We start from the raw sequence: 15,495 nt of genomic DNA on the forward strand, positions 1-15,495 counted from the left end.
AGATATTTTGGTACGCGCGGCGGTTGCGGTCAAGTTGCACACGCCGGCGTATGGTCTGCACGGCTACAATGTCCGGACCAATATGCCCGGGAGGGGTTCGACGTGGATTTCAGCTTTACCGAAGAGCAATTGATGATCCAGGACGTGGCGCGGCGCATCGCCCAGGAGCGGATCGCTCCCAGTGCCGAGCACCACGACCGTACCGGCGAATTCCCGTTGGAGAACATCCGCCTGCTGGGCGAGAACGGGCTGATGGGCATCGAGGTGCCGGACGAGTACGGCGGCGCCGGCATGGACCCGATCGCCTATGTGCTGGCCATGGTCGAGATCGCCGCTGGCGATGCGGCGCATTCGACCATCATGTCGGTCAATAACTCGCTGTTCTGCGCCGGCATCCTCAAGAACGGCAACGAGGAACAGAAGCAGAAGTACGTGCGTGCCATCGCCGAGGGCCGCGAGATCGGCGCCTTTGCGTTGACCGAGCCGCAGTCCGGCTCCGACGCCACCGCGATGCGGTGCCGCGCGGTGCGCCAGGACGACGGCAGCTTCCTCATCAATGGCAAGAAGAGCTGGATCACCTCCGGCCCGGTCGCCAAGTACATCGTGCTGTTCGCGATGAGCGAGCCAGACAAGGGCGCGCGGGGCATCACCGCCTTCGTGGTCGACACCGACAAGCCCGGCTTCCATCGCGGCAAGACCGAGCCCAAGCTGGGCATCCGCGCCTCGGCCACCTGCGAGATCGAGTTCCAGGACTACGTGGCCAGCGCCGACGAGGTGCTGGGCACGCCGGGCGAAGGCTTCAAGATCGCGATGAGCGTGCTCGACGCCGGCCGCATCGGCATCGCCTCGCAGGCGATCGGCTTGGCCCGCGCCGCTTACGAGGCCACGCTGGAGTACGTGAAGGAGCGCAAGGCGTTCGGCTCGCCGATCGGCGCGTTCCAGATGACCCAGGCCAAGATCGCCGACATGAAGTGCAAGCTGGACGCGGCGCTACTGCTGACCTTGCGCGCGGCCTGGCTGAAGGGGCAGGGTCAGCGCTTCACCACCGAGGCCTCGGTAGCCAAGCTCACCGCCTCCGAGGCGGCGATGTGGATCACCCACCAGGCGGTGCAGATCCACGGCGGCATGGGCTACTCCAAGGAGATGCCGCTGGAGCGCTACTTCCGCGATGCGAAGATCACCGAGATCTACGAGGGCACCAGTGAGATCCAGCGCTTGGTGATCGCCCGCAACGAGACCGGGCTGCGGTGAGGCCGGGATTTGGGAGTCGGGATTGGGGATTGGCCGGTTCCCGAATCGGTTGAAGATCTAGGGGAAAGCGGCCGCAGGGCCGCTTTTTCTTTGGGTGGGAAAAGAAATGAGCGGGTTCTGCTGCAGCGCGTCGGGACTGAAATCCCTAAGGTCGGGATTGGGGAGTCGGGACTTGGGATTGGCCGGTTCCCGGATCGGTTGAGGGTTCAGTAGATGCGGCCGCTTGGTTGCCTTTGTGTGGAAAAGGAATGAGTGGCGTCTGGCTGCAAGGCGTCGGGACTGAAGTCCCTCCCACAAGGAACCCTCAACATTGCGTCGGGTTCTGGGCCGCGCTTCCCGACCAGGTTCCCAGACAATAAAAAAGCGGCCTTGCGGCCGCTTTTTGTTTGTTTCTGCAGGGAGGATCAGGACCGAGCGGGATCCGACTGACGAATCCCAACTCCCGAATCCCCAATCCCAGCGCTTCAGCGATCCGGCTGATGCCGCGCCAGACCCTGCTCCTGCATCTGCGTGAACTCCTTCGACGGCTCGTCCAGCTTGTCGCCGAGCATGCGCCGCACCATCACGAAGAACAGCGGGATGAACAGCACGCCCAGCACGGTGGCGAACAGCATGCCGCCGATCACGCCGGTACCGATGGCGTGGCGGGCGTTGGCGCCTGCGCCGGTGGAGATCGCCATCGGCAGCACGCCGAGGATGAACGCGAACGAGGTCATCAGGATCGGGCGGAAGCGCAGGTGCGCCGCCTCGGCCGCGGCCTCGCGCAGGGTCTTGCCCATCGCCCGCTGCTCCACCGCGAACTCGACGATCAGGATCGCGTTCTTGGCGGCCAGGCCGATCACCGTGATCAGGCCGATCTTGAAGTAGATGTCGTTGGGCAGGCCGCGCAGCAGCGAGAACGCCACCGCGCCGAGCACGCCGATCGGCACCACCAGCAGCACCGACACCGGGATCGACCAGCTTTCGTACAGCGCCGCCAGGCACAGGAACACCACCACGATCGACAGCACCAGCAGCAGCGTGGCGGTGTTGCCGGCGATGATTTCCTGGTACGACATGCCGCTCCAGTCGAAGCCGAAGCCCGGCGGCAGGTCGTTGTTGACGATGTCCTCCATCGCGCTCATCGCCTGGCCGGAACTGCCGCCCGGCGCCGGGTTGCCGACGATGTTGATCGCCGAGTAGCCGTTGTAGCGGCTCAGCGACGGCGAGCTGTAGATCCAGTCCGAGCTCACCACCGTGCTCAACGGGATCATCTGCGGCAGGCCGCTGCTGTCGGTGGCGGTGTTGCTGGGCACGTAGAAGTTGCGCAGCGACTCCGGACCGGTGCGGAACGGCGCATCCGCCTGCATGTTGACGCGCTTGATGCGGCCCTCGTAGAAGAAGTCGTTGACGTACACCGGCGCCAGCATCAGCTGGATCGACTGGTAGATGTCGCTGACCGACAGGCCCATCGACTGCGCCTGCACGCGGTCCACCTTCAACTGCAGCTGCGGCGCGTTCTCCAGGCCGTTCGGGCGGACCCCGGCCAGGGTGTCCTGGCGCTGCGCGGCCTTGCCGAGCACGATGTTGCGCGCCTGCAGCAGGGCTTCCTCGCCCTGGCCGCTGCGGTCCTGCAGCCACATGTCGAAGCCGCCGAACTGGCCCAGGCCGTTCACCGTGGGCAGGTTGACCACGAAGATCTGCGCGTCCTTGATCCCGTAGAACATCCCGTTCAACTGCTGGATCAGGTCGCCGGCGGCGATGTCGCGCTCGTCCCAGGGCTTGAGCCGGATGAAGCCCATGCCCACGTTCTCGCCGCGGCCTAGGAAGCTGAAGCCGGCCACCTGCAGCATGCCTTCGACCGCCTTCTGCTGCTGCAGCACGCCGCGCATCTGCGCGAACACCTCGTTGGTGCGGGTCTTGGTCGCGCCCGGCGGCAACTGCACGATCGCCAGCGCGAAGCCCTGGTCCTCTTCCGGCAGGAAGCTGCCTGGCATGCGCGTGTACAGGAACCCGCACAGCACCAGCAGCAGGGCGAACACCGCCATCCAGCGCGGCGCGCGGCGGATGGTGTTGCCGACCGCGCCGACGTAGCGGTGCGAGAGCTTGTCGTAGTACTTGTTGAAGGTGCGGTAGACCCAGTTCGGGTTGTCGTTGTGGGTGGGCTTGAGGAACGCCGCGCACAGCGCCGGGGTGAAGCTCAGCGCCAGGAACGCCGAGAACGCCATCGACATGGCGATGGTGATCGCGAACTGCTTGTAGATCGCGCCGGCGGCGCCGGGCTGCATCGACGAGGGGATGAACACCGCCGCCAGTACCACGGTGATCGCCACCACCGCGCCGGTGATCTGGGTCATGGCCTTGTGCGTGGCCGCCTTCGGCGCCAGGTGCTCCTCGGACATGATGCGTTCGACGTTCTCGATCACCACGATCGCGTCGTCGACCACGATGCCGATCGCCAGCACCATCGCGAACAGGGTCAGCTGGTTGATGGTGAAGCCGATCGCCCACATGCCCAGGAAGGTGCCCAGCAACGCCACCGGGATGACCAGGGTGGGGATGATGGTGGCGCGGAAGTTCTGCAGGAACACCAGCATCACCAGGAACACCAGCACGATCGCCTCGGCCAGGGTCTTGACCACTTCCTCGATCGAGATCTTGACGAAGGTGGTGCTCTCGTACGGCGTGAACCAGGTGACGCCCTGCGGGAAGCTGGGCTGCAGCTCGTCCATCTTGGCCTTGACCGCCGCGGACACGTTCAGCGCATTGGCGCCCGGCAGCAGCTGGATCGCGAAGGCGCCGGTCGGCTTGCCGTTGTACTGGGTGTCGAAGCCGAAGTTGGTCGGGCCGAACGCGACCCGGGCCACGTCCTTCAGCCGCACCACGGTGCCGTTGCCGTCGGCGCGCAGGATGATGTTCTCGAACTGCTCGGGCGAGGTGAAGCGGCCCTCGGCGCTGACCGTGGCGGTGAACGACTGGCCCTGCGGCGCCGGATCCGAGCCCAGCGAACCGGCAGCGAACTGCACGTTCTGGGCGCGGATCGCGGTGTACACGTCGTTGGCGGACATGTGGTAACCCTGCAGCTTCTCAGGGTTGAGCCAGATGTCCATGGCGTACTCGGCACCGAACTGCTGGGTGCTGCCGACGCCGGGCACGCGCGAGATCTGCTCCAGCACGCGCGAACCGACGATGTCGTTGAGCGCGTCGCGGTCGATCGACGGGTTGTCCGAACGCAGCGCGATCACGCTGAGGAAGCCGGCGTTGGCCTTGGCCACCACCACGCCCTGTGCGGTCACTTCCGAGGGCAGGCGCGGCGTGGCCAGCGACACCTTGTTCTGCACCTGCACCTGGGCGATGTCCGCGTCGGTGCCGGTCTCGAAGGTCAGGGTGATGGTGGCGGTGCCGCTGGAGGACGACGACGAGCTGAAGTACAGCAGGTGGTCGATGCCGGTCAGCTGCTGCTCGATCACCTGGGTGACCGAGCGTTCGGTGGTGCTGGCGCTGGCGCCGGGATAGGTGGCGGTGACGGTGACCTGGGGCGGGGCGATCGAGGGATACGACTCGACGCCGAGATTGAGGATGGCGATCACGCCGCTGAGCGAGATCAGGATCGCCACCACCCAGGCGAAGACCGGGTGTTCGATGAAGAACTTAGGCATGGGGGGAGTCCGTTACTGCTTCGGCTGGTCGGAATGCGAGGCGGCGTCCGGCGTGTCGCCGTGCGCTGCGCCCTGCGCCGGGGCGGCGCCCTTGGCCGGCGCCGCGGCGCCTTGCGCGCCCTGGCCGGGAGCCGCGCCGGCACCCGGGCCCTGGCCCTGGGCGGCGGCGTTCGGATCCCACGGCTTGGCCACGGCCGGTGCGCCTTCCTTGACCTTGGGCAGGCCGCTGACCACGACCTGGTCGCCGCTCTGCAGGCCTCCGCTGACGATCCACTTGTCGCCCTGCTGGCCGACCGTGGTCAGATCCTTGCGTACCACCTTGCTGTCCTTGCCGACGACCATGGCATAGGCGCCCTTGGCGTCGCGCAGCACCGCGGCCTGCGGGATCAGGTACACGTCCTTGCGCTGGCCCAGGTTGGCCGAGAAGCTGACGAAGGCGCCGGGCAGCAGCACCCGGTCCGGATTCGGCAGCAGGGCGCGCAGCGTCACCGAGCCGGTGCTCGGGTCGACCGCGGCGCCGGAGAAGTCCAGGGTGCCGGCATGCGCGTAGCTGCTGCCGTCGCCGAGCTTGATCTGCACGGTCGACTTGTCCTCGGCGTTGAGGGCGACGTTGCCCTGGGTCTGCGCCTGGCGCAGCTGCGCCAGTTCGTCGGAACTCATCGAGAAGTTGACGTACAGCGGGTCCAACTGGTCGATCGTGGTCAGCAGGGTGCTGTCGCCCTGGCCGACCAGCGCACCCTCGGTGACCTGCTGCTTGCCGGCGCGGCCGGCGATCGGCGCGGTGACGGTGGCATAGCCGAGGTTGATGCGCGCGGTTTCGACCGCCGCACGGGCCTGCTGCACCGACGCGGCGGAGCTGCGCTCGGTGGCCTCGGCGTTGTCCAGGTCGGACTTGGACACGTAGGCCTGCGGCGCCAGGCTGCGCGCGCGGGCGGCGGCGGCCTTGGCGTTGGCGTAGGTGGCTTCGGCGGCGGCCAGCTGGCCCTGCGCCGAGGCCAGGGTCGCACGCAGCGGCGCCGGGTCGATCTGGAACAGCGGCTGGCCGTCCTTGACGTCGGTGCCTTCGGTGTACAGACGCTTTTCCAGCACGCCGGGCACGCGGGCGCGCACATCGGCGCTGCGGAATGCGGACAGGCGGCCGACCAGCTCGCGTTCGAGCGGCACGGTCTGCGGCTGCGCCTGCAACACGCCCACTTCCGGCGGCGGCATGGCCTGCTGCTGATCCTGTTTCTTGCAGGACGCCAGCACCACCACGACGGCGCAGGCCAGGGCGAGAGAACGCAACGGGGAGGTCATCGGGTGGTACTCCGGTCTGGTTTTGTAGAAGGAAGGGAAGGGGCGGCGGCGAACGCGCGCAAAAAGCCGTCCACGGCGAACTCGGCCCAGGCGCGCTGCGCGGCGGCGTCGCCGCGATGCGCGCTGTGGAAGCGCTGACGCTCGAAATCCATGCCGACGATCATGCTCAACAGCAGCTCGGCCATGAAGTGCGGATCGTCATGCCGGAGCTGGCCGCGGGCGATGGCACCGCGCAGGCGCTCGCTCAGGCGCTGCATCAGCGCGCCGGCGCTGTCGCGGAACATGGCGCGGGCTTCTTCGGGGAAATGCCGCGACTCGGCGGCGATCAGCTGGCAACTCTGCAGCACGCGCGGTTCCGACAACTGTTCCAGGTATTCGCAGGCGAAGCGCAGCAGGCCGCCGCGCAGGTCATCCTGTACCGGCTCCAGGTGCGCGGTGGCCAGGTCCAGGTGGTCCTGCAGCGCCCGCCGCAGCAAGGCCTGCTTGCTGCGGTAGCGGCTGTACAGGGTCTGCTTGGAGCAGCCGGCGCGTGCCGCCACCGCGTCCATGCTCAGGCCCATGCCTTCCTCGGCCAGCAATTCGCGCACGGCGACGTACACGCGCTGGTCGCGCGCCTGGCGCTGTGCGGCGGAGGCGAGGGGGATGCTCATTGATTGTGGACTATACCGTCCAGTTTAGAATTAGAACAGCCTTGACACCGGGGCGTTCTTGCTGACAGCAGCATGGCCGACAAAGCATGGTGACCGCCGCGTGACGAAGATGTTGTAGACACTTTGCGCGATCTGGCGCGTGGTCTCTGGCGCACCGTCGGTTTGCGATGCAGCAAGGTAGTTGAACGAGGCACCGGTACAATTCCGGCTTTCCCATCGAGCATCGTTGCTGCTCTCCGTCATGAAACCCAAACACGCCGCTTCCCGTTCCACCTCTTCGGCCGCTGCCAGCACCTCCGCGACCGCGTCCGCCGCCAAGTCGGCCAAGGCACCTGCGAAGTCGCCTGCCAAGGCCAAGACCCCGGCCAAGCCGGCTGTCCCGCGCAAGGCCGCGCCGCCGGCCAAGCCGGCCGTGACCGTTCCGGCCACCGCCAAGGTGATCGACGCCGCGCCGGTCGCCAGCGGTTTCAGCCTGGCGCCGGTGTTCGCGGCGCTGCGCAAGCGCTACCCGGCCGCACGCCAGGAGCAGGCGCAGACCTTCGCCGAGGAGTTCTACAAGCGCATGGAGGAGGACGAGTTCCCCCACCACAGCGCGCAGGAGTGGGCGGCATTGGCCGCGTCGATGCTGGAATTCGCGCGCAAGCGCAAGCCGGGCACGGTCAACGTGCGGGTGTTCAACCCGAACCTGAAGGACGACGGCTGGGAGTCGTCGCACACCGTGCTGCAGATCGTCAACGACGACATGCCGTTCCTGGTCGATTCGGTGAGCATGGCGCTGGCGGAACTGGGCATCGGCGTGCACGTGCTGGGCCACCCGGTGCTGCGCATGCAGCGCGACAAGGGCGGCACGCTGGAGAGCGTGGGCGAGGGCAAGGCGGAATCGCTGATGGCGCTGGAGATCGACCGCCAGCCGCCGGAGGACATGGCCAAGGTGGAAGCGGCGATCCGGCGCATCCTCGGCGAGGTGCGCAACATCGTGCGCGACTGGGGCAGCATGCGCGAGAAGATGCTGGCGTTGGCCGACGACCTGACCACGCGGCGCCTGCCGGTGGACGACAAGGGCCGGCGCGAGGCGCAGGAGTTCCTGCGCTGGGCCGCGGCCGACCACTTCACCTTCTTCGGCTACCGCGAGTACCGCGTGGAGAAGCAGAGCGGCGAAGACGTGCTGGCGCCGCTGGAAGACAGCGGCCTGGGCCTGCTGCGCGGGCAGGACAAGTCGCCGGCGCGGCCGGTGCGCACGCTGGCCGCACACGGCCTCAGCGAGTCCGGTACCAAGGAAGCGCTGATCCTGACCAAGACCAATGCGCGCTCGCGGGTGCACCGCAGCGGCTACATGGACTACATCGGCGTGCTGGAGTTCGACGCCAAGGGCCGCATCATCGCCGAGCAGCGCTTCCTCGGCCTGTTCACCTCCAGCGCCTACAACCGCCGCCCGTGGGAGATCCCGCTGGTGCGCGAGCGCTTCGACTCGGTCATGCGCAAGTCCGAGCTGACCCCGAGCAGCCACAGCGGCAAGGCGTTGCGCCACATCCTGGAGACGCTGCCGCGCGAGGAGCTGTTCCAGTCCAACGAGGAAGAGCTGTACCGCACGGCGATGGGCATCCTCGGCCTGCAGGAGCGGGTGCGCAGCCGCCTGTTCCTGCGCCGCGACAAGTACGGCCGCTTCATTTCCGCGCTGGTGTACATCCCGCGCGAGCGCTTCAACACCGACGTGCGCCTGCGCATCGAGGCGTTGCTGAAGGACGCGCTGCACGGCGAATACATCGATTCCAGCGTGGTGCTGGGCGAATCGCCGCTGGCGCAGCTGCACCTGATCGTGCGGCCGAAGCCGGGCGAGGCGCTGGAGTTCGACACCAGCGAGCTGGAGTCGCGTCTGGCGCACCTGCTGCGCAACTGGCACGACGACCTGCGCGAAGCGCTGGTGGCCAGCTGCGGCGAGCGCGATGGCCTGCGCCTGGCCGCCGGCTACGGCCGCGCGCTACCGGCCGGCTACATCGAGGAGTCGACCGCGCAGATCGCCGCGCGCGACGTGGAGCGCCTGGCCGCGTTGCGTGGTCCGGAAGACCTGCACCTGAGCCTGCAGGCGTTGCGCCGCGACGGCGCCGACAGCCTGCGCCTGAAGCTGTACCGCCAGCACGACGACCTGCCGCTGTCCGACGTGCTGCCGATGATGGAGAACCTGGGTCTGCGGGTGATCTCCGAGCGCCCGTACCGGCTGGTGGTCGACGGCACCGCGCTGTCGATCCAGGATTTCGAGGTCGAGCCGCTGGCCGGCAGCATCGACGTGGAAGCCGCCGACGCGCCGCTGTGCGAGGCGTTCGTGCGGATCTGGCGCGGCGATGCCGAGAACGACGGCTTCAACCGCCTGATCGTCGGCGCCAGCCTGAGCTGGCGCCAGGTCGCGGTGCTGCGCGGCTACTGCAAGTACCTGCTGCAGACCGGCGTGCCGTTCTCGCAGGCGTACGTGGAAGAGACCTGCAACCGCTATCCGCTGCTGGCACGTCTGCTGGTGGAACTGTTCGAGGCGCGCTTCGATCCGGCCACCGGCAACGAGAGCAAGGCGCAGATCGCCGAGGGCCAGGCCGCGCTGTCCGCGCAGCTGCGCCTGCTGGCCAACGGCGACGATGCCGCGCTGAAGGCGCTGCAGCCGGTGATCGACGCGCGCAGCGGCAGCCGCACCGCGCAGCTGGAGGCGGTCTCGGCCGCGCTGCTGAAGCTGTTCGACCAGGTGGCGAGCCTGGACGAGGACCGCATCCTGCGCAGCTTCAAGGGCGTGATCGAGGCGACCCTGCGCACCAGCCACTACCAGCGCGCCGCCGACGGCGGGCTGGGCCACTGCATCAGCTTCAAGCTGGATTCGGCCAAGGTACCGGACCTGCCCAAGCCGCGTCCGTACCGCGAAATCTTCGTGTACGGCCCGCGCGTGGAAGGCGTGCACCTGCGCTTCGGCGCGGTGGCGCGCGGCGGCCTGCGCTGGTCCGACCGGCGCGAGGACTTCCGCACCGAGGTGCTTGGCCTGGTCAAGGCGCAGATGGTCAAGAACACGGTGATCGTGCCGGTCGGCGCCAAGGGCGGCTTCTTCTGCAAGCGCCCGCCGGTCGGTGGTGACCGCGATGCGGTGCTGGCCGAAGGCATCGCCTGCTACAAGCTGTTCATCCAGGGCCTGCTGGACATCACCGACAACATCGTCGGCGGCAAGATCGTGCCGCCGCCGCAGGTGGTGCGCCACGACCAGGACGACCCGTACCTGGTGGTCGCCGCCGACAAGGGCACGGCCACCTTCTCCGACATCGCCAATGGTCTGGCGCTGGACCACGGCTTCTGGCTGGGCGATGCGTTCGCCTCCGGCGGCTCGGTCGGCTACGACCACAAGGGCATGGGCATCACCGCGCGCGGCGCCTGGGAGTCGGTCAAGCGCCACTTCCGTGCGCTGGGCCGCGACTGCCAGAGCGAGGACTTCACCTGCGTGGGCATCGGCGACATGTCCGGTGACGTGTTCGGCAACGGCATGCTGTTGTCGCGCCACATCCGCCTGCTCGCCGCGTTCGACCACCGCCACATCTTCCTCGACCCGAACCCTGACGCGGCGACGTCCTTCGCCGAGCGCGAGCGCCTGTTCAAGCTGCCGCGCTCCAGCTGGGCCGACTACGACGCCAAGCTGATCAGCGCCGGCGGCGGCATCTACCCGCGCACGCTCAAGTCGATCGAGATCAGTGCGCCGGTGCGCGAGGCGCTGGGCCTGGAGCCGGGCGTCAAGCAGCTCTCGCCGAACGACCTGATGAACGCCATCCTCAAGGCGCCGGTGGACCTGTTCTGGAACGGCGGCATCGGCACCTACGTCAAGGCCGCCAGCGAGACCCATGGCGACGTCGGCGACCGCGCCAACAACGGCCTGCGCGTCAACGGTGGCGAACTGCGTTGCAAGGTCGTGGGCGAGGGCGGCAATCTCGGCCTGACCCAGCTCGGCCGCATCGAGGCCGCGCAGGTCGGCGTGCTGCTCAACACCGACTTCATCGACAACTCGGCTGGCGTGGATACGTCCGACCACGAGGTCAACATCAAGATCCTGCTCAACGACGTGGTGCAGGCCAAGAAGCTGACCCTGGACGCGCGCAACAAGCTGCTGGCGTCGATGACCGACGAAGTCGCCGAGTTGGTGCTGTGGGACAACATCCGCCAGAACCAGGCGCTGAGCCTGATGGAGCGGATGAGCGTCACCCGCCTGGGTTCCAAGCAGCACTTCATCCGCACTCTGGAAGCGCAGGGCCTGCTCGACCGGCAGATCGAATACCTGCCCTCGGACGCGGAGATCTCCGCGCGCAAGGCGCGTGGCCAGGGCCTGACCCGGCCGGAACTGGCGGTGCTGCTGTCCTATTCCAAGCTGGTGGCGTTCCAGCAATTGCTCGAATCGGACATTCCCGAGGACCCGTACCTGTCCAAGGAACTGCAGCGCTACTTCCCGCAGCCGCTGCAGAAGAAGTACGCCGACGCGATGGAGCGGCACCGCCTCAAGCGCGAGATCATCGCCACCGCGGTCACCAACACCACCATCAATCGCATGGGCGCCACCTTCCTGATGCGCATGCAGGAAGACACCGGCCGCAGCATCGCCGAGGTCGCCAAGGCCTACACCATCAGCCGCGAGACGCTGGATGCGCGTGCGTTGTGGACGCAGATCGATGCGCTGGACGGCAAGGTGCCCGAGTCGGTGCAGATCGACGCGCTGGAGGTGATCTGGACGCTGCAGCGCGCCTTCGTGCGCTGGCTGCTGTTCCGTCCGGGCCCGATGCCGGGCATCACCGCGGCGGTGGAGCGCTACTACGAGCCGTTCAACGACATCCGCGTCGCCTCCGGCGTGCTGCCCGATTCGCAGCGTCCGCGCTACGAAGCGCTGGTGCAGGAGTGGCAGGACAAGGGCCTGCCGCCGGCGCTCGCCCAACAGCTGTCGGAACTGCGCTTCCTGGAGCCGGCGTTCGACATCATCGAGATGGCGCGCACCCGCAAGCTCAAGCCGGTGGAGGTGTCGAAGGTGCACTTCCGCCTGGGCGAGGCGCTGCAGCTGCCGTGGCTGTTCGAGCAGATCGACGCGCTGGAGGTCAACGGCCGCTGGCATGCGGTGGCCCGCGGCGTGCTGCGCGACGAGTTGGCCAAGCACCACGGCGTGCTGGCCGGCCAGGCGCTGAGCCTGCCGGGTGGCACCGCCGAGGCCAAGGTGCAGCATTGGCTGCAGCGCGACGACAGCAGCCTGCGCTTCACCCTGAGCATGCTGCAGGAACTGGCCGCGCAGAAGACGCTGGACTACCCGACGGTGTCGGTGGCGGTACAGCGGCTCGGCCAGCTGGCGGCGCACGGGGTGACGGCACACGGGGTGTAGCCCCGTGGTCAGGCCCGCTGCGCGGGCCTGACCCAACCGTTTGCGCCGCAAACGGTTGGCGCCGCACGGCGGCCTTGCCTATCCCCCGCGGCTTCGCCGCGCCCCCCTTAACAGAAGGGGGGCTCTCCTCCATTGCCGAGATTGGGAAGTCGGGATTGGGGATTCGCCAAGCGGATCCCCATCGCTCGACGCGACCGCCCGCTTCTACCAATCCCGAATCCCGAATCCCGAATCCCGGCCTTTATCGGTGTTTGCCGCGTTCGCAGCCCGGCCTCCGATGCGACAGCCCGCTTCTGCGAATCCCCAATCCCGATTCCCGAATCCCGGCTTTCATGACCGGGCAGGTATGATCGGCGCCATGAATGCGCCCATGCCGTCCTCGCCCCGCATCTGCTTCCTCGCCAGCGTCACGCCGGAATCCCAGCGTGCGCGCGAACAACTGGTCACGCGCTACGGCGATTGCGAGCCCGCCGACGCCGATGTGCTGTGCGCGCTCGGCGGCGACGGCTTCATGCTGCAGACCCTGCATCGCCACGGAAGCCTGGGCAAGCCGGTGTTCGGCATGAAGCTGGGCACGGTCGGCTTCCTGATGAACCAGTTTCGCGACGACGATCTGGTCGCGCGTTTGGCCCTGGCCGAGCCGGCCAAGCTACGGCCGCTGGAAATGCTGGCGCAGACCGAATCCGGCGCCACCACCGGCTCGCTGGCCTACAACGAGGTCTCGTTGCTGCGGCAGACCCGCCAGGCCGCGCACGTGAGCATCGATCTCAATGGCCAGACCCGGGTCGATGAACTGATCTGCGACGGCGTGCTGGTGTCCACCCCGGCCGGCAGTACCGCCTACAACTCTTCCGCGCACGGACCGATCCTGCCGTTGGGCTCGCACACCCTGGCGCTGACCCCGATCGCGCCGTACCGGCCGCGGCGCTGGCGCGGCGCGATCCTCAAGGCCGACATCGAGGTGCGCTTCCGCGTATTGGACCCGTACAAGCGCCCGGTCAGCGTCACCGCCGACTCGCACGAGACCCGCGACGTGGTCGAAGTCACCATCCGCGAATCCCGCGACCGCCTGGTCACTTTGCTGTTCGACCCGGAACACAATCTGGAGGAGCGGATCCTGAGCGAGCAATTCATGGTGTAGGGGCGGGGATTCGGGAGTCGGGATTGGGGATTCGCAACAGCGCATCCGCTTTGCTTCCGGTCTCCAGTCCACGTTCCGACTCCTTTGCCCGCTTTTGCCAATCCCCAATCCCCACTGCCGAATCCCTGCTCTCATGTCCGACAACTCCCCCCGTCTGCTCACCGTCGCGGTCACCTCGCGCGCCCTGTTCGATCTGGAAGAGGGCCATGCCCTGTTCGAGCGGGACGGCGTGGAGGCGTACAGCGCGTACCAGCGCGAGCGCGAGGACGATGTGCTGGCGCCTGGGGTCGCGTTCCCGGTGGTGCGCAAGCTGCTGGCGCTGAACCAGGGCACGCCGCCGGAGACGCCGCCGGTGGAGGTGATCCTGCTGTCGCGCAATTCCGCCGACACCGGGCTGCGCATCTTTAATTCGATCCAGCACTACGGCCTGGGCATCGTCCGCGCCACCTTCACCTCTGGCGAGGCGACCTGGCCCTACGTCAAGCCGTTCGGTACCGACCTGTTCCTCTCGGCCAACCCGGAGTCGGTGCGCCGCGCGCTCAGCCACGGCATCGCCGCGGCGACCATCCTGCCCAAGCCGCCCGGCGAGCACGCGCAGGAGGCGGCCGCGGCGGCAGGCGCGATCGATGCCGATCGTCTGTCCACGCAGTTGCGCATCGCCTTCGACGGCGATGCGGTGATCTTCGGCGACGAGGGCGAGCGTTTCTCGCGCGAGCAGGGCGTGGAGGCGTTCGGCCGCTACGAGCGCGAGAACGCGCGCCAGCCGCTGACCGGCGGCCCGTTCCGCAATTTCCTGTCGGCGCTGCACGCGCTGCAGTCAGCGTTCCCGGCCGGCGAGGCCTCGCCGATCCGCACCGCGCTGGTCACCGCGCGCTCGGCGCCCGCGCACGAGCGGGTGATCCGCACCCTGCGCGAATGGGGGGTGCGCCTGGACGAGGCGCTGTTCCTCGGCGGCCGTCACAAGGGGCCGTTCCTGCAGGCCTTCGGCGCGGACATCTTCTTCGACGATTCGCAGCACAACATCGACAGCGCCGCCCGCGAGCGTGTCGCCGCCGGGCATGTGCCGCACGGGGTCGCCAACGACATCGCCAAGTCGTGAGCGCGGCGCCCGGCGGCGGCCGCTGGGCTGCGCTGCGCCGCCTGCTGCGGCCAGCCGTGGACGCGCGCGCCGATCTGCGTCCCGGACGACCCTACGTGCGCCATGGCTGGCGCTATACCAGCCTGCAGTTCAAGGGCGAGGTGACGCAGAGCCGCATGTACACCTGGTGGCCGGACGTGCTGCAGGTGGGCTACACCCGCAGCATGCTGGCCGCGCTGCTGTTGCGTCCGGACCCGCAGCGGATCGGCATCGTCGGCCTTGGCGGCGGCTCGCAGGCCAAGTTCTGCTACCGGCACTTGCCGCAGGCGCGGATCGAGGCGATCGAGGCCGATGCCGACGTGCTGGCCTTGCGCGCCGCCTTCCGCATTCCGGACGACGACGCGCGCTTCGAGGCGGTGCACGGCGACGGCGCGCGGCTGCTGCCGCAGCGGCGCGACCGCTACGACCTGCTGCTGCTCGACGCTTACGATGCCGACGGCATCCCGGCGGCGCTGCTCAGCCGCGGCTTCTACGAGGACTGCCATGCGGCGCTGGCGCCGGGCGGGGTGCTGGCGGTGAACCTGTACGACACCGACACCCGCCGCCACCTGGCGCATCTGCGCGCGCTATTCGGCGGCCGCGTGCTGCGCCTGGACGAGCCGAGCATGGACAACCACGTGGTGTTCGCCTGGACCGGCGCGCTGCCGGCGCTGGAGGCGCACGCGGCGCTGGCGCGCCTGCCGTGGTCGGCGCGCTGGCAATTGCGCACGCCGTTTCATCGCTTGCAGCAAGCGATGGCGGGCAGGACCGGGGCCGGCGCTCAGCGCTAGGCAGGATCTGGCTTCGCAGGGGCACTGTGTCCTTCGAGTTGCGATGTGCAGGCGCGATGCTCTGCGCGCCTTCACCAGTGGCCTTTCTGGCGGCCACCGGCTGCTCACCCGAAGCGCGGACTGGCGCGTGCCGGTACGGGTCGGAGCGCGCACTGGCACGATGCGCACGGCGGTGCGCAGTCGCTGCAGCGTGAATGGTGGTTGCGGGGTGCGCGAGGTGAGCATCTCCGATGTGGC

The 15,495-nt window shown here is 68.2% G+C and carries 8 protein-coding genes; 5 read left to right on the top strand and 3 right to left on the bottom strand.

What is annotated here, in order from left to right; genetic code table 11:
- The first annotated feature begins 102 nt into the window (after window positions 1-102).
- Complete coding sequence (locus QN245_RS09015; RefSeq protein WP_160967917.1) at window positions 103-1,251, top strand: acyl-CoA dehydrogenase family protein; 1,149 nt, start codon at window positions 103-105, stop codon at window positions 1,249-1,251.
- 464 nt (window positions 1,252-1,715) lie between these two features.
- Here the strand turns inward: QN245_RS09015 and QN245_RS09020 are convergent, their stop codons facing one another.
- The 3 genes from QN245_RS09020 to QN245_RS09030 are packed head-to-tail and all read right to left on the bottom strand — an operon-like array spanning window position 1,716 to window position 6,835.
- Window positions 1,716-4,889 (bottom strand): multidrug efflux RND transporter permease subunit, encoded by a 3,174-nt coding sequence (locus tag QN245_RS09020; RefSeq protein ID WP_184447748.1) that lies wholly within the window; start codon window positions 4,887-4,889, stop codon window positions 1,716-1,718.
- 12 nt (window positions 4,890-4,901) lie between these two features.
- Window positions 4,902-6,185 (bottom strand): efflux RND transporter periplasmic adaptor subunit, encoded by a 1,284-nt coding sequence (locus QN245_RS09025; protein ID WP_317845099.1) that lies wholly within the window; start codon window positions 6,183-6,185, stop codon window positions 4,902-4,904.
- Window positions 6,182-6,835, bottom strand: coding sequence for a TetR/AcrR family transcriptional regulator (locus tag QN245_RS09030; protein WP_317845100.1), 654 nt, complete (start codon window positions 6,833-6,835; stop codon window positions 6,182-6,184). Before QN245_RS09030 ends, QN245_RS09025 begins: the two co-directional genes overlap by 4 nt.
- 241 nt (window positions 6,836-7,076) lie before the next feature.
- Between QN245_RS09030 and QN245_RS09035 the strand changes: the two genes are divergently transcribed.
- From QN245_RS09035 to QN245_RS09050, 4 genes are all read left to right on the top strand, one after another.
- On the top strand, window positions 7,077-12,209 hold the full coding sequence (locus QN245_RS09035; protein WP_317845101.1) for an NAD-glutamate dehydrogenase: 5,133 nt from the start codon (window positions 7,077-7,079) through the stop codon (window positions 12,207-12,209).
- A 370-nt stretch (window positions 12,210-12,579) separates the two neighbouring features.
- Entirely contained in the window at window positions 12,580-13,350 is a 771-nt protein-coding gene (locus QN245_RS09040; protein WP_184646711.1) for an NAD kinase, read from the top strand.
- Window positions 13,351-13,483: 133 nt separating this feature from the next.
- Window positions 13,484-14,449, top strand: a complete 966-nt coding sequence (locus tag QN245_RS09045) for a 5'-nucleotidase (RefSeq protein ID WP_184646713.1) — start codon at window positions 13,484-13,486, stop codon at window positions 14,447-14,449.
- Window positions 14,446-15,258 carry a fused MFS/spermidine synthase gene (locus QN245_RS09050; protein ID WP_317845102.1) on the top strand — a complete coding sequence of 271 codons (813 nt, stop codon included), beginning with the start codon at window positions 14,446-14,448 and terminating at the stop codon, window positions 15,256-15,258. The genes QN245_RS09045 and QN245_RS09050 overlap by 4 nt, the downstream gene beginning before the upstream one ends.
- Window positions 15,259-15,495: the final 237 nt, after the last annotated feature.

The sequence above is a fragment of the Xanthomonas rydalmerensis genome (assembly GCF_033170385.1).
Taxonomy (GTDB): Bacteria; Pseudomonadota; Gammaproteobacteria; order Xanthomonadales; family Xanthomonadaceae; genus Xanthomonas_A; species Xanthomonas_A rydalmerensis.